Below are 20,445 nucleotides of genomic sequence, written 5' to 3'. Positions count from 1 at the left end.
TGTTTGTGAAGGTGGGACAGCTGCCTTGCGCTTCGGACGTCCCCTCAAAGGGGGCTTGTCTTCGGTTGTAGGACTCCGCCGTTCCTTATAAGATGCGTAGGTTTAATTTTCAGGCGTATCCAAGGACAGTTTGAGTGTAGCATACCTTTTCCCGTTGTTCAAGCGTAGTACGGGAGTGAGAGGTGTCAGAACAAGCAACCCAAAATCAGATGTCTTGCATCGTGCTATTTCCCCTTTTCATTTCTCTTATCTTTGAGATGTGATACCATAAAGGCATCTTTCAGGGAGGAAAGCAGATGAAAACGATCAATCTCTTTCGTAAGCCGGGAACGGAATCCGATGCCGTTCATGACCGTGTCCGGCTTTTTTTTGCGCATCGTGGCTACACCCTTTCCCGACTGTATGAGGATACCGCAGAATATAACATTGTTATTGGGGGCGACGGCACCTTTCTTCGCGCGGTGCATTCCACGAACTTTTCCCCGATTCCTTTTTTCGGTATTAATACGGGACATTTAGGCTTTTTTCAGGAAGTGAATACCTGCGACTTAGACGCACATTTGAAGCGATTGCTGGACAAGCAATACGAGGTGCATCCTCAAACGCTATTAGGCGTTCATGTGGAGACTTCTGCATGGTCATATACTCTTCTTGCGGTCAATGAATTTTTGGTGCAAAGCCATGACACACACATTCTGCATCTTGGCGTGAATATCGATGATGTGGATTTCATAAATACCTCTGGGGATGGGCTCATGTTTTCCACTCCTGCGGGGTCCACTGCGTATACCCTTTCCGCCGGAGGCTCTATTCTGCATCAGACATTAAAGGGGTACCAAATTACCGCACTGCATCCCATTCGATCCAAGAGCTTTGACTCTCTTCCGACTTCCCTGGTTTTACCGGCGGAATCGAAAACGGTCGTCACCGTGGATGAAAATGACAGCGAACGCATTCAACTCATCGGTGACGGCATAACTCACCGGTTTCGCGGTGTAAAACGATTCATTTTTTTCGTCCCCGATGAAACCATTTTCCGTGTGATATTTCAGACAAACTGGTATTGGAAAAACTTACGTGATAAACTCTTTTGACCGCTTTGCGTGAGCGGTGGGCGCTCATGCGATAGTTCGCCCATAAGGAACCTCAGGATAGATATAGAAGGAGATACGATGGACATTGTTATCGTCGGTGCTGGAAAAATGGGTGAAGAGCTTTGCCGAAGTCTCTGCGCCGAAGGCCACAACATCACTCTAATCGAAAAAAATCCGGATCGTCTGCAATTGATTCTCGAAACCTACGACATTACCGGCGTTTTAGGCAATGGTTCCTTTTATGAGATTCAATCTCGTGCGAACGTCGATAAATGCGATATTTTCATTGGCGTAACCGAACAGGATGAGATGAACATCATCTCCTGCGTCATTGCCAATCGCATTGGCGCAAAATATACGGTAGCACGCATCCGCACACCGGAATACGCTGAACATTTGGATTTCACCTCCAAGAATCTGGGCATTTCCCTCATGGTTAACCCTGAACGCGAAGCGGCGCGCGAAATATTCCGCACATTGCAATTCCCGACAGCGTTAAGCGTCGAGTCTTTTGCGCATGGGCAGGTGAATATGGTCGAATTGCTCGTGAAGGAAAACAGCCCCATGATTGGGATGAACATGATCGCCTTTCGCAAGCGCTTCCCCGGACTTATTACCGCTATCATTCAAGAAAATGACCAGTCCGTCATTCCCAGCGGCGAAACGACGTTTCGTGCTGGCCAGCATTTTTATGTACTCGGCGAACACAAGGATCTGCGCAATCTCTATGCCGAATTCGGCGGCCTTTCGCGCATTAAGTCGGTACTCATCGTAGGCGGCGGACGCATCGCGCGCTACGTTTTGGACATGCACCGCAAAACGTCCAAACATATTAAACTAATAGAAGCAAATGAGCTGATTGCGAACGACTTGGCAGAAGAATTTCCGAATTTTGAAATCATCTTAGGCGATGGAACCGATCAGGCATTGCTCAAAGAAGAGAATATTCATCAATACGATTGTCTTGTTGCCATGACCGGCATTGACGAAGAAAATATCATTCTCTCGATGTTTGCCGCGTCGGAAGGCGTTCCGCGCACGATTACCAAAGTGAATCGTCTGGCGCTTTTGCCGATTGCTTTCAGCGTTGGCGTACAATCCATGATTACGCCCGTCAATTTAGGAGCGACGGCGATTATTCGTTACGTTCGTTCCATCGACAACGCCTCACAAAGTTCGAACATTGAAGCGCTTTATCGGGTGCGCAGCAGCTCGGTAGAAATCATGCAGTGCTTTGCCCGACCAACGTTTCACGCCATTGATATTCCTCTTTCCGAGGTGAAATTCCGTGATGGCGTGCTTATTGCCCTTATCGTTCGAGATCACAAAATCATCATTCCCTCCGGTCAAGATGCTATTCAAGTGGGCGATCATGTACTGGTGGTCTCCAATCATGGTGTCGCCAATGAATTAAACGGTTTTTTACGAGGTGAAGGATGAACCATTCCATTACGCGCTATATCATGGGAAGAGTATATGGCGTATTTGCCATGCTGCTTTCTCTTCCACTTTTCATTTCCTTCCTCTATCAGGAAAGTGGAAGGCATCAGTTGGCATGGCTTATCGCTATTTTGCTGTCTTTGGTACTGTTTTTTTTGTTTGGGCGTAAACAGCCTTCCGATGCCGAATTCTATGCACGGGAAGGCTTAGTTATGTGCGCCTTGCTGTGGCTTACACTCTCTCTTATCGGAGGTCTTCCCTTATACCTCACTGGCGAATTCCCCAGCGTCATCGATGCGTTTTTTGAGATTGCTTCGGGATTAACGACGACCGGCGCATCGGTTTCTCTTAATGTTGAACTGCTGAGCCATTCGGTGCTTTTTTGGCGTTCCTTCACGCATTTCATCGGTGGAATGGGGGTGTTAGTCTTCGTGCTTGCCCTGACTCCTCACGCTTCCTCAAGCTCCGTACAGATTGCGAAAGCAGAAATGCCGGGGCCTGCCTTCGGCAAATTAGTTGCCAAACTCTCGGATACGGCACGCATTCTATATGGAATATACCTATCCCTCACGGTGATATTAATTGTTTTTTTACTGCTGGGAAACATGCCGCTTTTTGATGCCATTTGTCATGCCTTTGGTACGGCAGGAACAGGAGGCTTCAGCGTAAAAGCCGCTTCCATCGGATACTACCATTCTGCCTACATCGAATGGGTACTGGCGATTGGTATGTTGGTCTTTACGGTGAATATGAATCTCTACTATTTTGTATTAGTCGGTCACGTGAAGAAAATGGTAAACAATGAAGAATTTCGCTGGTTTTTAGGCATATTTGGGGCTCTTTTTGCCGCTCTGACGCTTTGCCAATTACGTGCCGGACTTACGTCTTCCTCTACGACAGTACGCGATTCGTTTTTTTCGCTTGCCTCTATTCTTTCCACTACGGGCTACTGTACCGCGGATTTCGCGCGTTGGCCACTATTTTCACAAGTCATTTTGCTTATTGCTATGGTGGTCGGCGGATGCGGCGGATCTACAGCCGGAGGTTTCAAAGTTTCTCGCATTGCCATTAGCATTAAATCCGCTTTTCGCACATTAACGCAAACGCGCCATCCACGCCGCGTCGTGCCACTGCATTTTGACGGAGAGGCGATGGATGGCTCTTCTTTGCGAAAACTATACGGCTATCTTGCCGTTTACTTGCTCTGCATCTTGGTTTTACTGCTCATTGTCTGCTTAGATCCCCTTACCGATACCCTGGAAACCGCTGTATCCACCGTTTTTGCCACGTTTAATAACGTCGGTCCCGGCTTGGGAAAAGTGGTTGGTCCGACCGGTAACTATGCCGGATATCGCGCCTTCACCAAATTTATCTTGACCGTAGGCATGATCGCCGGACGACTGGAAATCTGGCCGGTACTCATTTTATTTGCGCCGCGCACCTGGAAAAAACACTAATTTTCCTCTCCGCGCTTCCGGTAAAGCATAAAGCCACCATGAAACCAAGGCTCTGCCGATTATTCCTGCGCAGCTAACGCCTGAGAAAGAATTTCGGCTACAACTGGCATGGCAGCTTCCGCGCCGGAACGACCGTCGTCTTCCATGACCACACAAACCACAACCTTTGGATCGTCTGCAGGCGCAAAGCCAATCGTCCACGCATTCGTAGAATTGTTTGCCGTCTCTGCCGTTCCGGTTTTTCGACCCGCTCGTTGTCCAAGGGCCTCGTCCAAACCAATCGTTTCTCCTGTAGCGACAAGGTCTTCCCGAAGTATCGCCGCATAGGACGGAGAAATCTGGTGTACAACCGTCGGTTTTGCCCTCTTCACCTCTTCTCCTGCCGGCGTTAAGAAATGCTGTACGATGTGCGGCTCTAAAACCTTTCCGCCGTTCGCAAAGGCGGCGTACGCTACAGCCATTTGCAATGGCGTAACCAGAACATCCCCCTGTCCAAAGCTGTTCGAAACCTTTAGATTGACATCCATACCTTCCTTATAATCCGCAGTGGATATTGCCGTCGGTAACAGAAAGGGCAGTTCCTGATTAAAGCCTACCGACTCCATTGCCTGGCGCAATACGGAAGGATCCATATTCTTTGTTTTATCTATAAAATACACATTGGAGGAATGCATAAGCGCTTCTTTCAAGCCGATGTCCCCGTAAGCCGCTTCCCCAGCATTGGTATAGCGCTTACCATCCACCGTGGTTTCCCCTTTGTCTTCATACTGCAAATCTACGCCCTGGCTCAATAAGGCAAGCGCCGTAATTGGCTTAATAACCGAGCCTGGGGTATACCGACCAAGTGTAGCACGAGGAAAAAGCACGTCTCCTTCATCCTCAACTAATTCATTCCAGCGTTCATCCACATCGTTCACATTGAATGAGGGAAGCGAAACCATCGCCAGAATTTCTCCTGTCTTGACATCCATCGCGATTGCTGCGCCTTTATGTCCCTCCATTGCGCTATACGCACAGTATTGCAGGTCGTTGTCAATCGTTAAAACAGCATCGTTTCCCGTACCTTCATTCAATACGCTTCCCCGAAGTGCCGCAATGGGATTATCGCCTGAAAGATTGAGTAATTCCTGATTCAGTGCTTTTTCTAAGCCGGTTTTTCCGTACTGCGCAGAATGATAGCCGATGATATGAGAATACATATTCGGATGGTTCGCGTAGCGATAATACGTGCCATCTTCCCCTTTTTCCCGACCAACGAGCTCCTGTCCGTTACGGTCGTAAAAGCGACCGCGCCCGAAGTGGGTTTCGTCCACCCAATTTCTCATATTTAACGCGTTTGCGCGTAAATCAGGCGCCTTCACCAACTGAAAGAACACCAGATATAACACCAGTCCCAAAAAGAGAACAAGAAATAAACCGACGACAAGCGCCAAACGGCGTTTACTTCGTTTCATGGACGCCTCCTTTATAGGGCATGTGCTCCGAACAAACCTGTAATATGGCAAGTAAGAGGAAACTGGAAAGCAGCGAGGAACCACCATAGGTCAAAAACGGAACGGTAATGCCCGTTAAGGGAATAACCTTTAGTACCCCGGCAAACATAATAATCGCCTGAGAGGCGAAAATGGAACTTACGCCGACAGCAGCAGCAGCATAAAAATCTCGTTCCTGCTGCATGGCAATCTTAATGCCACGGTACAACAGAAGAACAAAAAGCAGAATCAGACATATCCCCATAAAAGAACCCATTTCTTCAATGACCGAGGCGAAGATAAAGTCGGAGTGTCCAAGCGGTATACTCTCCGGATGGCCCAAGCCGATACCGGTACCGAAGAAGCTTCCTTCTGCAACGGCAAATAAGGCTTGAATAATCTGGTACCCCTTATCATTGAAATCCTGCCAAGGGTCCTGCCACATCGCAAAACGAACCCGAACATGACCGAATAGCTGATAGGCGGCATATAATCCGATAATTGCCAGCACAAAATTCGCGACCGGAATCCAGCGGTGTCGCTCAAAGGCAATTTGCGTAGTTAATAACGTCGCAAAAAACACAGCTGCCGTACCTAATTCGCGCTGTAAAAGGAAAAGCCCCAAGAGAATATAGACCAATACCGTCAACGAAATACGCCCTAAAAACGTCTTTTCATGCTGTTCATAATTCTTATACCACGAGGCAAGAAAGAGCACAAACGGAACTTTGGCAAACTCAGAAGGCTGCACGCGGATACCGGCAATCGATAGCCAGTTTCGAGCTCCTCCCAATGTCACGCCAAAGGCAAGGGTAATCACAAAAAGAAAAATCGTCATGCCGTAATAAAAAAACGTATGACCTTCCCACAACTTTGGTGAATGACGCAACACAAAGGTTACGAGAAAAAAAGCGACAAGACTTGCCAGATATATGAGCAGCTGACGTTCTCCACGATCGGGGTCCAATCGGTAAATCATAATAATACCAATGCTGAATATCATGTTGGCAATGAGCAAGAGATAGCTGTCCCCTTTTGTAACGCCATGTACGATGGTCAGGGAAAGCAAGGAAACAAGCAACAGCCCTCCGCCAAACAGAAGAGATTGTTGGTTAATCTCTTTAATCTGAAATAGATAGACCAGAAAAATAGCCAAAAACTGAAACAAAAAGAGCAACCATTTTGTCTGTGCAAAAGCCTGCTTTGCGCGCATGGGCGTAGGTTCCTGTCGTTTTAGAAAATCAGTCTTCATGTTCTTCCTCGTTCAAAAACACAAAATGAAGTCCGCCAAGGGCAACAATATCTCGTGAATGTAATTCGGTAGGCTGCGACACAATAGCATCATTTATCGTTGTCGGATTGGTAGCTTGTAAATCGTCGATGAAAAAATGGGATCCGTTTTGGACAATCACTGCTTGGTGTTTACTCATTTGACGGTCTTTAATGACTATGGTGTTGTCATCGGCTCGCCCGATAGAGGTGTTATCGGAAAGGTAATATTCATCCCGTAGAGGAAAATCGTAATCGTCCGGATTGCTTAACAGTCTCAAGGTTGCCGCCTGCACGGGACGGCGCACGGCGCTCTGTTGAATATCCATCGTAATCATGCGCACAATACGACTGATAAAGGACAGAACAACAAGGACAAAAACAAATTTAAGTACGGTGGAAAGTATCATATAAAGCGTAATTTTTCCAAACAATTCCGTAAAAAACAGCGCTTCCAGCGCATTAAAAAACTCGTTCATCTCGTCTCCTTGCTTCCATGAGTAACATTTTCTATATCTTACGGCTCACCTGTGACGATTTTTTGTATACATGAAGAGGATAACGCAACAAAAAACGCCCTCCCACAAAAAAAGCAGGAGGGCACCATTTTATTGCACGCTATTCATCTGCTTGGTTATCTTTTCAACCAATTCCTCGCAAATAGCATCCGCTTCGCTCTCCTTTTCGGCAACCGAATAGACGTAGAGTTTGATTTTCGGCTCGGTACCGGAAGGACGAATGGCACACCAGCTCTCATCCTCAAATTCGTACTTTAGTACATTGGATTTCGGTAATCCTGTTTCATCGTAAAGATAATCGGTCACACGAACGACCTTATGGTTACCTGTATCGATGAGCCCCTTATCACGGAAGACATCCATTATACGCCCGATGAGTGCCTGACCGTCCGCTCCTTCCTTGACGATGGAAATCAACTTGTTGCCGTGATAGCCATATTCCGCATAGATATCGTGTAAGACATCAAGAAGTGTTTTTTGCTGCGTTTTTTTGTAAAATGCTGCGGCTTCCACGAGCAACATAGCAGACGATACCGCATCTTTATCGCGAACAAAGGCACCGTGGTTATAGCCGATGCTCTCCTCATAACCGAAAACAAAGGTATGTTCCTTTGTAGTATCCCAGTCATTGACCGGTGCGGCAATGTTCTTAAAGCCGGTTAGCACATCGTAAAGGGCAAGTCCATATTTCGATGTGATTTTTCGAGCAATATCGCCGGTGACGATGGATTTTATGACCGCTCCGTCCTTTGGCAATTTTCCTGTTGCTGCCATCTCGGAAACAATATAATGCGTAAGCAGCGCGCCGATATGGTTGCCATTGATAAACTGATATGTCCCATCCGTTTTCCGTACTTCCAACGCCAGACGATCGGAATCCGGGTCAGAGGCAATCAAGATCTCCGCGCTTACTTCCTTTCCCTTTTTCTCTGCCAGACGGAAGCATTCCGGTCGTTCCGGATTGGGATACCCGGTTGTCGTGAAATCCGGATCCGGTTCAACCTCCTCGGAAACAAGCGAAATACCGGTAAAGCCACGGCGGCTTAACACGGTGCGAATCGGGATGTTTCCACAACCATTGAGCGGCGAGTACACAAAAGGAATCGACTTATCGACATCATCATGAATGGTAAGGGCGAGCACCTTTTCCAGATAACGTTCCATCAGGCTTTCGTCGATAAGTACGATTTTTCCTTCGGCAATGCCTTCTTCAAACGGAATACGGGACACTTTGCCGTCCGCTTCGCACGCATGGATGTGATTCTCAATGCGTTCTGCCCAATCATCCAAAATCTGTGATCCGGCGGTGCCATACGCTTTATAACCGTTATATTCCCGCGGATTATGAGAGGCTGTTACCATGACCCCGGCAAACGTCCCTAAATCTCGAATGGTATACGATAAGACCGGTGTCGGAACAATATCACGGTGCAGATAAACGCGAATGCCATGCGCTGCAAAAATCTCTGCAGAAAGATGGGCAAATTCTCTCGACATGTGGCGCACATCATAACCAATGGCAACCCCCTTTTGCTTCGCTTCCTCACCACAATCTGCGATCATGCGAGCAAAGCCTTCCGTAGCCTGACCCACCGTGACGACATTCATTCGGTTGGTTCCGGCTCCCAACTTTCCACGAAGTCCTGCTGTACCAAAACGAAGTGATTGATAGAAGCGATCCTTGATCTCTTCCTCATCGCCTTGAATTGCGACTAATTCTTTCTTTAAGGTCGGATCCAATTGTTCATCCGATAACCACTGTTCATAAATCGAAAAATAATCCACGTTCTCCTCCTTATGGTTTACGCCTAACGAAGATGCCCATCGGCTTCTTCCTTCGCTTTTTCTCAATACAGCACCTGCACACGAAACATCGTCATGGAAATCGGCGCCAATGGCAGATGCAAATGGTCGCTACGGCTTATTTGTACACGGTTACCTGAAACGCTTCCCCAACGGTCAAAAATGCGCTGTACGGAAACGCGCTCGGCGTGCAGCGTATCAAAAATACCCGTAACGTCCAAATTAAAATCCCACCATCCATCATGAAACAGGGAGACGAGATAGTCCTTACTTCGTTTATCGCCCAGACGATACGCCACGCCAAGGACGGAAGATTGCTCAATCGGAATGATTTTTACCCTTTCCCGCACTTCGTCACCGGTTTCCAGACGAAAAACTGGATAGGCTTTGCGCAAAGCAATAAGCTGCTGCACATATTGAAAAAGGGAAAGATGCTGTTTTTTCTTCTCCCAATCAATCGCATTCACCGAATATGGTGCGCAGTAGGAATTATTGTTTCCCTGTTTTGACCGACGGAAACTGTTTCCGGCGTGAAAAAAAGGAATGCCCTGCGCCGTAAGCAACATACTAAACGCTAATTTCGTCATGGCTTCCTGATGCTCGGCGCCATTAAGCGAAACCGTCAGCTTATCCTCCAAGATAAGATTGTCATGTGCATTAAAGTAATTTATCGTATGGTACGGGTTTTTCACGCCTCCATTATGCCCTTTTTCGTCATGGATCGACCCCAAAAGGCCTGTTTCCGTGGCTTGTTTATCATTCGCATTGCCTTGCAAAAAACCTCTTTCAGCACTATCTACCCCACCGCATAGGGCATCACGAAACACAGCGTTAAAAAGAGCAAAACCTTCCCCATTCTGTGTTCCCCAACGCGTTTGGCGGATCATGGGCAAAGGCGAATCGGAAGCCGCCCAGGGCTCTCCATACAAGATGACATTCGGATTTACGCGCCGTAACGCCTGTTCTGCCATACGGATGGTATCCCGATCCGTTAGTGCCATCAGGTCAAAGCGAAATCCGTCAATGGCATACTCTTTTTGCCAATATAAAAGGGACTCTAAAATAAATTTGCGCATCATGGGCGCTTCGGAAGCAATCTCATTTCCCACACCTGTGCCGTTTGCGAAATCTCCATTGACCTTTCGATAATAATAATCCGGAACAAGAAGATTGAAAACCGAATCCTTTGTGCGAAAAGTATGATTGTACACGACATCCAAAACCACGCCGATTCCGGCTTCGTGCAGCTTCTGTATCGCCGTCTTCAGCTCCCGGATGCGCGCCTTTGGGTCATAAGGATCGATAGCATAGGCGCCTTCCGGAACATTATACAGATGCGGATCGTAGCCCCAATTATAATTATCATCCGCACCAAAACGAGCCGGGTGCTCATCCACGGTTGCATTTTCGGCAATGGGCATAAAATGCACATGGGTAATGCCCAGCTCTTTGAGATGCGCTAAACCGGTATTTATCCCCTGATAGCTACTCTCTTCTACAAGACCGAGGTACTTGCCTGCATTCTTGGCTCCGCTATGCGTATGAAAGGAATAATCGCCGACATGCAATTCATAGAGAATCGCATCCTTCGGCTTAGTTGACACATATGCATCTTGACGAAAGCCCGCCGGATTGGTTGAGGAAAGATCCACGACCGCACTTCGCCGTCCATTAAGCGACACAGAAACAGAATAGGGATCCACAACTTCTATGCCGTCGGCAAAAAAAGTATAGAAATAACCATCCCAATCGCCCTCTACTTGAGCAGTATAGACACCGTCTTGGTTTGTCATCTCTATCATCCGACAGGCTTCGCCCTCTGCAGAGGGAAAAAGGCGAAGTATAACCTGTTCCTTCGTGGGCGCCCATACGCGGAAAATACTCTTTTGTTTCGTATAGGTTACACCCAACTTCACTGAAAGCGCATATTCCGAGGCGACGACAGACGCACTTGTTTTGGCGCAGGTTGCGCCAAGAGAGGAGTGTTCTTCTTTTCCAGTGGTCATTGTTTTTCCGTTCTTTGTCCAAAGGGATTTAACGATTCATAGAGTTCGACATATTTTCGGCTGGAAAACTGCCAACTGAGATCCTTCGTCATCCCGTTTCTGCGAAGCATATTGAAGTCCTCCGGGTGATTACGGAATACTGCACAGGCACGCTGCATGGTAAACAGTAAATCATGGGCGTTCACATTCGCAAAACTAAATCCTTCGCCTGTCTTCTCATATTGATTATAAGGCGAAACCGAATCGCGCAGTCCTCCGGTTTCACGCACCAACGGCACACAGCCATAGCGCATGGCAATCATCTGCGAAAGACCGCACGGCTCAATCATGGAGGGCATTAATAGAAGATCGGCGCCGGCATACACCTCATGCGATTCGCGTGTTGAGAAATGAATGCGAGCAGAAAGTTTATCCGGATATTTTTTGGCAAAATAGCGAAACATTTCCTCATAGGTTGCATCGCCTGTGCCCACCACCACAAACTGCACGTCCTCTTGAAGGAACTCCTCAAGAATATAACGTACCAAATCAAGTCCCTTCATGGCATTTAATCGCGTCACCATGCCGAAAAGCGGAACATCTTCCCGAACGGGAAGCCCAACCGATTGCTGTAACGCTTTTTTATTGTTCTTACGCAAAGCAAGCGTACGTACATCGTACTGTTGAGAAATCGCTTCATCCGTTGCCGGATTCCAGACTTCTTCATCAATTCCATTCAAAATGCCGCTAATCTTCCACGAATACGCATTAATCACATTTTGCAGACCTTCGGCAAAGAATGGATAATGAATTTCTTCCGCATAGGTTTCAGAAACCGTATTGACCTTTGTCGCGTGAACAATCGCCGCCTTCATAAAATTGATCGACTCATAAAACTTCAGGTCATAGTCGGAGTAGTACGCAGGATTCAGGTTCGTCCAGAAGAAAAGCTCCGGAGAAAACTGTCCCTGATATTTTAAATTATGAATGGTATAAAGGGAACGCACTTCGCGGTAAAAGTCATCCCCACGACGAAAATCGTTCAGATATACCGGTACAAGTCCCGCGTGCCAGTCATTGGCATGAATGACGTCCACCTTCCAGTCTAAGACGCGTGGCAACCGAACAGCAGCTTTGGCAAAAAAGATAAATCGTTCGCCGTCATCAAACTGTCCGTAAATGCTCGGTCGCTTAAAATAATATTCATTATCCAGGAAATAATAGGTTGCGCCATTATACGTGAGTGCATAGACACCGCAATATTCATTCTTCCAGCCGACGCTCACCGCAAATTGGGTGATGAGACGCAATTCGCAGCGATACTTCTCTTCTATCTGCGAATAGAGCGGAAGAACCACGCGACAATCGCAGCCGATTTGATTGAGCGCCTTCGGTAAGGATGCCGCAACATCTGCCAATCCGCCGGTTTTAATGAACGGGGCAGCCTCTGCTGCCACATAGAGAATATTCATTCTTTACCTCGAAATCACTTCTTTCTTGCCCACAACAAACGGATGGGAATATGCTCCGGCAAGCGTGACACCGTCTTGAATAATCGCCCGTTTGTCGGTGATGGTATTGACGACGACCGCATTCGCGCCAACAACCGTTTTTTCATTCAGTATACTGTTACGCACAATGGCATCTTTGTGCACATGTACGCCACGAGAAAGAATGGAATTTTCAACTTGTCCTTCGACAATGCAACCATTTGCGACAAGACTGTTGCGCACATTGGCGGTCGTCGCATACATGGTGGAAGGTTCATCCTTCGACTTGGTGTAAATCATATTGTCACGGAAGAAAATCTCCTGATATAAATCTTGATCTAAGAGACTCATGCTGGCTTGAAAATAGGAATAAATATCGTTAATCACCAGTACGGGAGCAGCAACTTCATAAACGCCAATTTTCAGCCGTTTTCTTTCTTTATCGATCGCTTCGACAAGCGTCGTCGCCGTACCGCGTTCGAGTGAACGCTTAATCAAGTCAACAAAGACGGTACGTTTGATGAACATACGTTCCAGATAAAGAGGAAACGCTTCTTTCGTTCCGAGATTGATGCCCATGTTGACGAAACGTCCCTGTTCATCGAGAATCAGTTTGTTCATATTCGTGTATTCTCCGCCACGGTCTTCCATGTTCTTATAAAAGAGCAACACGTCGTTATCGCTGGCAAGAAAGCGGTCATATGCTTCATCCAGATCCGCTTTCGTAATCATCATCGGATTCATGATATGGATGTTGGAAGCGGTAGATTCCTCGAAGAACGTAATCGAATCATAATACGTCTGAACGAGACTTCTGTGCTGATCGGATGTACGACTGGGCGGATTGATAAACAAACCGTTGTTTCGTCGATTCAGCTCCCAGTTCTTGCCATCGCCCACATGGTCCAAAGTGGAGCGAATATTGTTTCCGCCATAGAGAATGACGCGGGACAAGCTATAGTTGGAAAGGCTGGAAAGAGCGAAATCGATAATGCGATATCGTCCGCCAAAAGGAATCATGTAATCGGGGCGATTTTCGGAGAGACTACCGAAATCGCGATGATAATGTTCCCCGTCATAATGGGAATTGATAATACCAAGACAATCTTTCATCACCTACTCCTTTGTGATTTTTCCGCCGGCTACCAAACAAATCGTATCGGATTGTTCCTCTCCGATTTGTGTCTCTTCTTCAATAACTTCGTTCTCGCCAATCACAGCATGGGAGACTTTTGCGCCTTTTTTGATGACACTGCCCGAAAGAACGACGCTATCCTTAACCTCAGCGCCTTCTTCCACCGTCACATTGGTAAACAGTACACAGTGCTCCACTTTTCCATAAATACGGCAGGCCTCATTGACCAAGGAATTGCTGACTTCCGCCTTTTCCCCGATATAATGCGGCGGAAGGTTTTTAGCGGAAGTATAGATTCGCCAGTCTTTCTCATAGATATCCAAACCATTGTCCGGATCAATCATGTCTAAATTGGCTTCCCAATAGCTCTTAATAGTGCCAACATCCTTCCAATACCCTTTGAAGCGATAGACATATAACGGCATGTTTGCCTTAAGCATCTTAGGAATGATGTCATGTCCGAAGTCATACGAAGAGCTCTTGTCGTTATAGTCTTCTACTAAAGCCTTTCGCAACGTCGGCCAATTAAAAATGTAAATGCCCATGGACGCTAAATTACTCTTCGGTTCTTTCGGCTTTTCCTCAAAGGCAATAATACGGTCTTCTTCATCCGTGCTCATGATACCGAAACGGGACGCTTCTTCCCACCCCACTTCCATAACCGCAATGGTCGCTTCGGCTCCCTTTTGGACATGCACATCCAAAAGTCGATTATAGTCCATCTTATAAATATGGTCTCCGGAAAGAATGAGTACATACTTGGGATTAAGATTATCCAAATACGCTATATTTTCATAAATCGCATTCGCCGTTCCGTCATACCAACGTCCGCCTTCTTCCGAATAAAAGGGAGACAACAGGCGCAGACCGCCATACGTGCGATCATAATCCCATGCCGCGCCTATGCCGATGTGTTCATTGAGTCGAAAAGGTTTATATTGGGTCAATATGCCGATGTCATGAATATCCGAGTTGGTGGCGTTGCTCAGGGCAAAGTCGATAATGCGATACTTTCCTCCAAAGGGCACTGCCGGCTTTGCGGTATCTCGCGTGAGTGCTTTCAGTCGCGAGCCTTGCCCGCCTGCCAAAAGCATACAAACCATGCCGCTTTGATTTCTCATTCGTGCTCCTCCTTTTATTTCAACGGGATTCTCGACGTCTAAAAAGCAAAACGTTATCCTTCTCTTCTTATTTTACCATTTTCCATGGTTCTTTGGGGAGTTTTGTTTTCCTTTCCTATATTGGCAGATAATGAAAACCAGGCAATGTGAGGAGCGTTTATTTCCCGTTTCATGAACTATAAGAGCCGTTGTACATAATGAAAACGAATGCCTAAAAAAGGACGGTGTCAAGCAATGCCCAACACCGTCCTTTTTTCGTATGCTTTTCCGTTCAGGAGAGGTCGTTATTCCTGTTCCGGAAGGTTATAAAATGCATCCATGCCCGGATAGACCGCATCATCGGCGAACATATCTTCAATGCGCAGAAGCTGATTATATTTTGCTACACGGTCGGTACGACTGGGCGCTCCCGTCTTAATTTGACCGGCATTTGTCGCGACCACCAAATCCGCAATCGTCGTATCCTCGCTTTCGCCTGAACGATGTGAAACGATAGCGGTATAACCGGCGCGCTTCGCCATTTCAATGGCATCCAACGTCTCCGTCAGCGTGCCAATCTGATTCACTTTAATGAGAATGGCATTTGCTACGTGCATCGAAATACCTTTTGCCAGACGCTCCGTATTGGTGACGAAAAGATCATCGCCGACGAGTTGTACTTTGCCGCCAATGCGTTTGGTCATCTTTTGCCAACCGGACCAATCTTCTTCCGCCAAACCATCTTCGATAGAAATGATGGGATATTTAGCAATCCATGATTCCCACATATCAATCATTTCATCGGTAGTTTTGAACTCATCTGTTTTCCAGAAGTAATAACCCTCTTTGCCGATTTTCTTCGCTTCTTCGTAGAGCTCCGTCGTCGCGGGATCCATGGCAATCATGAAGTCTCTTCCCGGAGTAAATCCGGCCGCTTCAATTGCTTTTACGAGATATTGCAGGGGTTCTTCATCGTTCTTGAAGTTCGGCGCAAAACCACCTTCATCCCCCACTGCTGTCGGATGACCATCCTTCGCCAAGACGCTCTTAAGCGTATGGAACACTTCGGCGCATTGCTGCAGCGCTTCCGACCAAGAACCAGCACCTACCGGCATAATCATAAATTCCTGGAAATTGACGGAATTGTCCGCATGTTTTCCGCCGTTAATAACATTCATCATGGGAACCGGCAAAGTCTTGGCATTTACACCGCCGATGTAATTGTACAGAGGCATACCGTACTCATCCGCTGCCGCACGAGCGCAAGCAAGAGAAACACCTAATATGGCATTGGCTCCAAAATTCCCTTTGTTGGGCGTTCCGTCCGCTTCCATCATGGCATGATCAATTCCTACCTGATCAGTGACTTCCCAACCTTCCAGCAGCGTTGCTAATTCATCATTGACGTGATCTACCGCTTTTAACACGCCTTTTCCGCCAAATGCTTCTTCGCCGTCGCGCAGCTCCACCGCCTCAAAAGCACCCGTAGAGGCTCCCGAAGGGACGATCGCACGTCCGAAACCGCCAAGCTCCGTCGTTACTTCCACCTCTACCGTTGGATTACCGCGAGAGTCCAGCACCTGACGAGCATACAGATCAATAATTTGTGACATATTCTTCTCCTATCCTTTTTCCGTTATTCCTCTATGCGACAATTAATCGATACGATAGTTCACTAAACTGATAAAGCTGGAGGCTTCTAAACTTGCTCCGCCGACGAGTGCCCCGTCGATATTATCCTGTGCCATGATTTTCTTAATATTCTCCGGTTTGACCGAACCGCCGTAAAGAATGCGAACTTTCTCTGCAGCAGTGGGCGAAACCATTGTCGCGACCTGACGGCGAATGAATGCCGCCATTTCTTCCGCATCGGCATCGGAAGCCGTTTTGCCGGTGCCAATCGCCCAAATCGGCTCATAAGCAATCACGACCTTATCAAAATCATCCGGTTTTACATTTTGCAACGCCGAAAGCAGCTGTCCCTGTACTTTTTCTTCCTGTTTTCCGGCTTCCCGTTCTTCCAATGTCTCGCCTACGCAAAGAATCGGAAGAAGCCCCTTTGCTAAGGCGGCATCCACTTTTTTCTGAATCAATGCGTCGGATTCACCGAAAAGTTCCCGTCTCTCGGAATGACCGAGAATAACATATTCCACCTGCAGATCAAGCAGCATGGCAGCGGAAATTTCGCCCGTATAAGCACCATTATCGGCATAGTGCATATTCTGCGCGCCAAGATGAAGCTGACAATCATCCATGACTTCATTGACTGCCTGCAAGTCAACCGCCGGAACACAAACCAAGGCTTCGACAGCATCATCCAAAGCAATGGAATCAATTTGCCGCACTAGCATCTGCGCCTGATACGGTGTTTTGTTCATCTTCCAGTTGCCTGCAATTAACGGTTTACGCATAGCGTCCTCCTTATATAATGAATTATCGATCCGAAATGGCGGAAATACCGGGCAGGTTCTTTCCCTCGAGGAATTCCAAGGAAGCGCCGCCTCCGGTGGAAACATGCGTCATCTTATCCTTTAATCCCGCTTGTTCAACCGCTGCCGCACTGTCGCCTCCACCGACAATCGTCACACCAGAGCAATTTGCCATAGCGTTTGCCAAAGCGAACGTTCCCTTTGAAAATTCCGGAATTTCAAAGACACCCATCGGACCGTTCCAAACAACCGTCTGTGCCGCCTCAATGATCTTTACATAGCGTTCCGCTGTTTTCGGACCAATATCTAAGGACATTTTGTCCTTCGGAATGGCATCGATAGAAACCACCTCTGTCGCCTGCCCTTCTTTCACATCCTCTGCGATAACGCCATCCACCGGCAATTCCACGCGAACGCCCTTTGCCTTAGCACGTTCAAGCAATGCATTCGCTAATTCCATTTTGTCGGCTTCCAATAACGACGTACCGATCTCTTTTCCGGTTGCCTTGAGAAAGGTATATGCCATGCCGCCGCCAATAAGAATGGTATCCACCTTGTTCAGCAAATTCTCAATAACGCCGATTTTATCGGATACTTTTGCACCGCCCAGAATGGCCACAAAGGGGCGTTTCGGATCACTCAGCGCATCGCCCATAATCTCCACCTCTTTTTGTACTAAAAGTCCGAGAGCCGAAGGCAGCAGTGAGGCAACTCCGACATTGGAGCTATGCGCACGATGGCAAGTGGCAAATGCATCATTTACGAAAACATCCGCTAAAGAAGCCAATTCGGAAGCAAATGCAGGGTCATTTTTGGATTCTCCGGCAACGTAACGTGTGTTTTCCAATAAACAAACATCACCACTCTGCATGGCGGCGACACTCTGCTTCACTTTGTCATCCACAACAACATCTGATGCAAAAAAGGATACCGGCTGATGTAACAGTTCTGCCAATCGCTCTGCTACCGGTTTAAGCGTAAGCGCCGGATCGGCGCCCTTAGGACGGCCTAAATGGCTCATCAGAATCACAGCGGCATTCTTTTTTAACAGTGTCTGAATCGTGGGCAGTGCAGCAACAATACGGCTGTCATCGGTAATGCGTCCGGAGCCGTCTTTCGCCTGCGGCACATTGAAATCTACGCGCACCAGAACTTTTTTTCCATTCAGTTCATAATCTTCAATGGTCTTTTTGGGCATACTCTGCATCCTTTCTCTTCTTCCTTGTCCACCCCTTCCGGAAATAAAAGGGGAAACGAATTTAAAAAAAGAGCGAGGAGACCCCTCCTCGCCCTTTTTCTGTGTTATTTCGCAACTTCCGCGAAGTATTTGAGGGTGCGCACCATATTGCTGGTAAAGCCCATTTCATTGTCGTACCAAGAGCAGGTCTTGACGATCTGCTTTCCGTCCGGACCTTCGACCACATTGGTCAACGATGCGTCAAAGACGGAAGGAACCGGTACGCCGATAATGTCCGAGCTTACAATTTCATCTTCATTGTAGCGGAACCATTCCGCTTCGCGCTCTTTCATCGCGGCATTGACTTCCTCGACCGTTACCTTTTTATTCAGTACCGAATACAGTTCAACAATGGAACCGGTGATGACCGGAACACGAAGTGCGCTGCCATCGATGCGTCCGCTGAGTTCCGGAATGACTTTTCCGATTGCTTTTGCTGCCCCCGTCGTCGCGGGGATGGTGTTGGCAGCACCTGCACGGCTCTTTCTGCCACCCGGTGCATCCTGTAAACGTTGCGTGGAGGTGTACCCGTGAATCGTGGACATGATGGAATGATCTACACCAAACGCTTCGTTTAGGGCGTTCACCATGGGTGCTAAGCAGTTCGTGGTGCAGGACGCCGCAGAAACGATCAAATCATCATCATCGAGGCTCTTGTGGTTTACACCGTAGACGATCATTTTCACGCCTTCTCCCTTCGCCGGAGCGGAGATGAGCACGCGCTTTGCGCCGGCATCGATATGTGCCTGCGATTTTTCTTTTGATGTATAGAATCCGGTGCACTCCAGAACGAAATCGACACCTAATTCCTTCCAAGGCAAGTCGGCTGCGTTCTTCTCGGCATAGCAGCGAATTTCATGCCCTTCAACGACGAGGCTATCGCCTTTTAATTCAACGTGATACGGAAAAGCGCCCTGTGCTGTATCGTACTTTAATAGATAAAGCAGATCTTCATTATCCGTTAAATCATTGATTGCCACCACTTCCAGCTCCGGTGCATTACGCAGCATCTCACGCAGCGCGAGGCGACCGATACGACCAAAACCGTTAATCGCAACTTTTGTAGCCATGTTTCCTCCTGTTGTATACGTATTTTATTGTACCTACGAGGTTTTTATTACCCTTATTTGCGCATTTCTTACCAAGGAAAGAACGAGTTTTTAATTCTTTTTTGCTTCGCTGCTTTCCGCCGCAGCAGAAGAGGTCTCCGCTTGTGAGCTCTGCTCTGCATCGGCTGCCGAAGAAGCCGAGGAGGCGCTTTCGCCCTCAATTTTGACATCTGCAGCCGCAATCTGTTCTTGTAAATACTTTGTGTATTTGTCGCCGTTAATCTTTTCTACGATCGAATCGTGCAGTGCTTCCACCGTATCATTGCGCTTATTCACTTGAATGATATGGTAGCCGAACTGACTCTTCACCGGATCGCCCACTTCTCCGACCTTTTGTTCAAGAATAGCCTTCTTAAATTCGGCAACGAATTTATTCGGTGAAGTCACACCAAGACTTCCGCCATTTTGGGCAGACTGGGTATCCAACGACATCTCTTTGGCGACATCTTCAAACTTTTCGCCTTTACCGAGACGTTCTTTAACCTTTTTCGCTTCCTCTTCGGTCTTAACAAGAATGTGGCGAGATTCAACCGTTACCAACTCATCCTTGTTCTTTTCAAAATACGCTTTGATTTCCTCATCGCTGGGCTGATTCTGCTGATTGAACCATTCTTTATGCTTACGGGAAATGGTTTCATAGCGCAGACTGTCCTTGAGCTGATCATCGGTGATGCCCAACGCTTTGATGGTATTGCTGTAATTCGCCGCTCCACCATACGCCTGGATCGCTTTGTCGTATTCCACCTGATAATCTTTATCGGTCAGTTCCACCTTATTCTTTTTCAGCTCCTGCAGCATAACCTGTTCCGAAATAAGCGATTCGCGAATCGTCATCGGCAGACGATATTGCGCTGCGATCATGCTCTTATAGAGATCGAGCTGCGAATCATTCTTTTGTTTGCTGATT

General features: G+C 47.4%; 16 protein-coding genes. 3 read left to right on the top strand and 13 right to left on the bottom strand.

Features of this window, described 5'->3' with window-relative positions; all coding sequences use genetic code 11:
- Positions 1-296 precede the first annotated feature (296 nt).
- The 3 genes from RDL68_RS03720 (at position 297) to RDL68_RS03710 (ending at position 3,991) form a co-directional block, all read left to right on the top strand.
- Positions 297-1,094 (top strand): NAD(+)/NADH kinase, encoded by a 798-nt coding sequence (locus RDL68_RS03720; protein ID WP_308540336.1) that lies wholly within the window; start codon positions 297-299, stop codon positions 1,092-1,094.
- A 78-nt stretch (positions 1,095-1,172) separates the two neighbouring features.
- Positions 1,173-2,534, top strand: a complete 1,362-nt coding sequence (gene trkA, locus RDL68_RS03715; protein WP_308540335.1) for a Trk system potassium transporter TrkA — start codon at positions 1,173-1,175, stop codon at positions 2,532-2,534.
- Entirely contained in the window at positions 2,531-3,991 is a 1,461-nt protein-coding gene (locus RDL68_RS03710) for a TrkH family potassium uptake protein (RefSeq protein WP_308540334.1), read from the top strand. Before trkA ends, RDL68_RS03710 begins: the two co-directional genes overlap by 4 nt.
- Before the next feature lie 59 nt (positions 3,992-4,050).
- On the opposite strand, the gene RDL68_RS03705 is transcribed toward RDL68_RS03710, so the two are convergent.
- The 13 genes from RDL68_RS03705 to RDL68_RS03645 all read right to left on the bottom strand — a co-directional run.
- Entirely contained in the window at positions 4,051-5,445 is a 1,395-nt protein-coding gene (locus RDL68_RS03705) for a penicillin-binding protein 2 (protein WP_308540333.1), read from the bottom strand.
- A complete protein-coding gene (locus RDL68_RS03700) occupies positions 5,432-6,715 on the bottom strand; it encodes an FtsW/RodA/SpoVE family cell cycle protein (RefSeq protein ID WP_308540332.1) in 1,284 nt (427 codons plus the stop codon). The genes RDL68_RS03705 and RDL68_RS03700 overlap by 14 nt, the downstream gene beginning before the upstream one ends.
- Entirely contained in the window at positions 6,705-7,211 is a 507-nt protein-coding gene (locus RDL68_RS03695; protein WP_308540330.1) for an FHA domain-containing protein, read from the bottom strand. Before RDL68_RS03695 ends, RDL68_RS03700 begins: the two co-directional genes overlap by 11 nt.
- Positions 7,212-7,340: 129 nt before the next feature.
- Positions 7,341-9,035, bottom strand: coding sequence for a phospho-sugar mutase (locus tag RDL68_RS03690; RefSeq protein WP_308540329.1), 1,695 nt, complete (start codon positions 9,033-9,035; stop codon positions 7,341-7,343).
- Positions 9,036-9,097: 62 nt separating this feature from the next.
- Positions 9,098-11,059 carry a type I pullulanase gene (gene pulA, locus RDL68_RS03685; RefSeq protein ID WP_308540328.1) on the bottom strand — a complete coding sequence of 654 codons (1,962 nt, stop codon included), beginning with the start codon at positions 11,057-11,059 and terminating at the stop codon, positions 9,098-9,100.
- Positions 11,056-12,510: a glycogen synthase GlgA gene (gene glgA / locus RDL68_RS03680; RefSeq protein ID WP_308540327.1), complete on the bottom strand. Its 1,455-nt coding sequence runs from the start codon at positions 12,508-12,510 to the stop codon at positions 11,056-11,058. Before glgA ends, pulA begins: the two co-directional genes overlap by 4 nt.
- A 3-nt stretch (positions 12,511-12,513) precedes the next feature.
- Positions 12,514-13,641: a glucose-1-phosphate adenylyltransferase subunit GlgD gene (gene glgD / locus RDL68_RS03675; RefSeq protein ID WP_308540326.1), complete on the bottom strand. Its 1,128-nt coding sequence runs from the start codon at positions 13,639-13,641 to the stop codon at positions 12,514-12,516.
- A 3-nt stretch (positions 13,642-13,644) separates the two neighbouring features.
- Positions 13,645-14,784 (bottom strand): glucose-1-phosphate adenylyltransferase, encoded by a 1,140-nt coding sequence (locus RDL68_RS03670; protein WP_308540325.1) that lies wholly within the window; start codon positions 14,782-14,784, stop codon positions 13,645-13,647.
- A 284-nt stretch (positions 14,785-15,068) separates the two neighbouring features.
- The gene (eno, locus tag RDL68_RS03665; protein WP_308540324.1) at positions 15,069-16,376 is read right to left on the bottom strand and encodes a phosphopyruvate hydratase; all 1,308 of its coding nucleotides are present in this window, start codon (positions 16,374-16,376) and stop codon (positions 15,069-15,071) included.
- A gap of 42 nt (positions 16,377-16,418) precedes the next feature.
- Positions 16,419-17,174: a triose-phosphate isomerase gene (gene tpiA / locus RDL68_RS03660; protein WP_308540323.1), complete on the bottom strand. Its 756-nt coding sequence runs from the start codon at positions 17,172-17,174 to the stop codon at positions 16,419-16,421.
- A 22-nt stretch (positions 17,175-17,196) separates the two neighbouring features.
- On the bottom strand, positions 17,197-18,390 hold the full coding sequence (gene pgk / locus RDL68_RS03655) for a phosphoglycerate kinase (RefSeq protein ID WP_308540322.1): 1,194 nt from the start codon (positions 18,388-18,390) through the stop codon (positions 17,197-17,199).
- 104 nt (positions 18,391-18,494) lie between these two features.
- On the bottom strand, positions 18,495-19,499 hold the full coding sequence (gene gap, locus RDL68_RS03650) for a type I glyceraldehyde-3-phosphate dehydrogenase (protein ID WP_308540321.1): 1,005 nt from the start codon (positions 19,497-19,499) through the stop codon (positions 18,495-18,497).
- 90 nt (positions 19,500-19,589) lie between these two features.
- Positions 19,590-20,445: peptidylprolyl isomerase (locus RDL68_RS03645; protein ID WP_308540319.1), on the bottom strand; the 856-nt coding region annotated here is incomplete at its 5' end.

Origin of the sequence: uncultured Murdochiella sp., assembly GCF_902488755.1 — a bacterium.
In the GTDB taxonomy this organism is placed as follows: domain Bacteria; phylum Bacillota; class Clostridia; order Tissierellales; family Peptoniphilaceae; genus Murdochiella.
Note: the sequence above shows the minus strand (reverse complement) of the source record. Positions and strands in the feature narration are given on the sequence as shown.

Coding starts and splice junctions, on each gene's coding strand:
- RDL68_RS03720 (WP_308540336.1), top strand. CDS start 297: ATGAAAACGATCAATCTCTTTCGTAAGCCGGGAACGGAATCCGATGCC.
- trkA (WP_308540335.1), top strand. CDS start 1,173: ATGGACATTGTTATCGTCGGTGCTGGAAAAATGGGTGAAGAGCTTTGC.
- RDL68_RS03710 (WP_308540334.1), top strand. CDS start 2,531: ATGAACCATTCCATTACGCGCTATATCATGGGAAGAGTATATGGCGTA.
- RDL68_RS03705 (WP_308540333.1), bottom strand. CDS start 5,445: ATGAAACGAAGTAAACGCCGTTTGGCGCTTGTCGTCGGTTTATTTCTT.
- RDL68_RS03700 (WP_308540332.1), bottom strand. CDS start 6,715: ATGAAGACTGATTTTCTAAAACGACAGGAACCTACGCCCATGCGCGCA.
- RDL68_RS03695 (WP_308540330.1), bottom strand. CDS start 7,211: ATGAACGAGTTTTTTAATGCGCTGGAAGCGCTGTTTTTTACGGAATTG.
- pulA (WP_308540328.1), bottom strand. CDS start 11,059: ATGACCACTGGAAAAGAAGAACACTCCTCTCTTGGCGCAACCTGCGCC.
- glgA (WP_308540327.1), bottom strand. CDS start 12,510: ATGAATATTCTCTATGTGGCAGCAGAGGCTGCCCCGTTCATTAAAACC.
- glgD (WP_308540326.1), bottom strand. CDS start 13,641: ATGAAAGATTGTCTTGGTATTATCAATTCCCATTATGACGGGGAACAT.
- RDL68_RS03670 (WP_308540325.1), bottom strand. CDS start 14,784: ATGAGAAATCAAAGCGGCATGGTTTGTATGCTTTTGGCAGGCGGGCAA.
- eno (WP_308540324.1), bottom strand. CDS start 16,376: ATGTCACAAATTATTGATCTGTATGCTCGTCAGGTGCTGGACTCTCGC.
- tpiA (WP_308540323.1), bottom strand. CDS start 17,174: ATGCGTAAACCGTTAATTGCAGGCAACTGGAAGATGAACAAAACACCG.
- pgk (WP_308540322.1), bottom strand. CDS start 18,390: ATGCCCAAAAAGACCATTGAAGATTATGAACTGAATGGAAAAAAAGTT.
- gap (WP_308540321.1), bottom strand. CDS start 19,499: ATGGCTACAAAAGTTGCGATTAACGGTTTTGGTCGTATCGGTCGCCTC.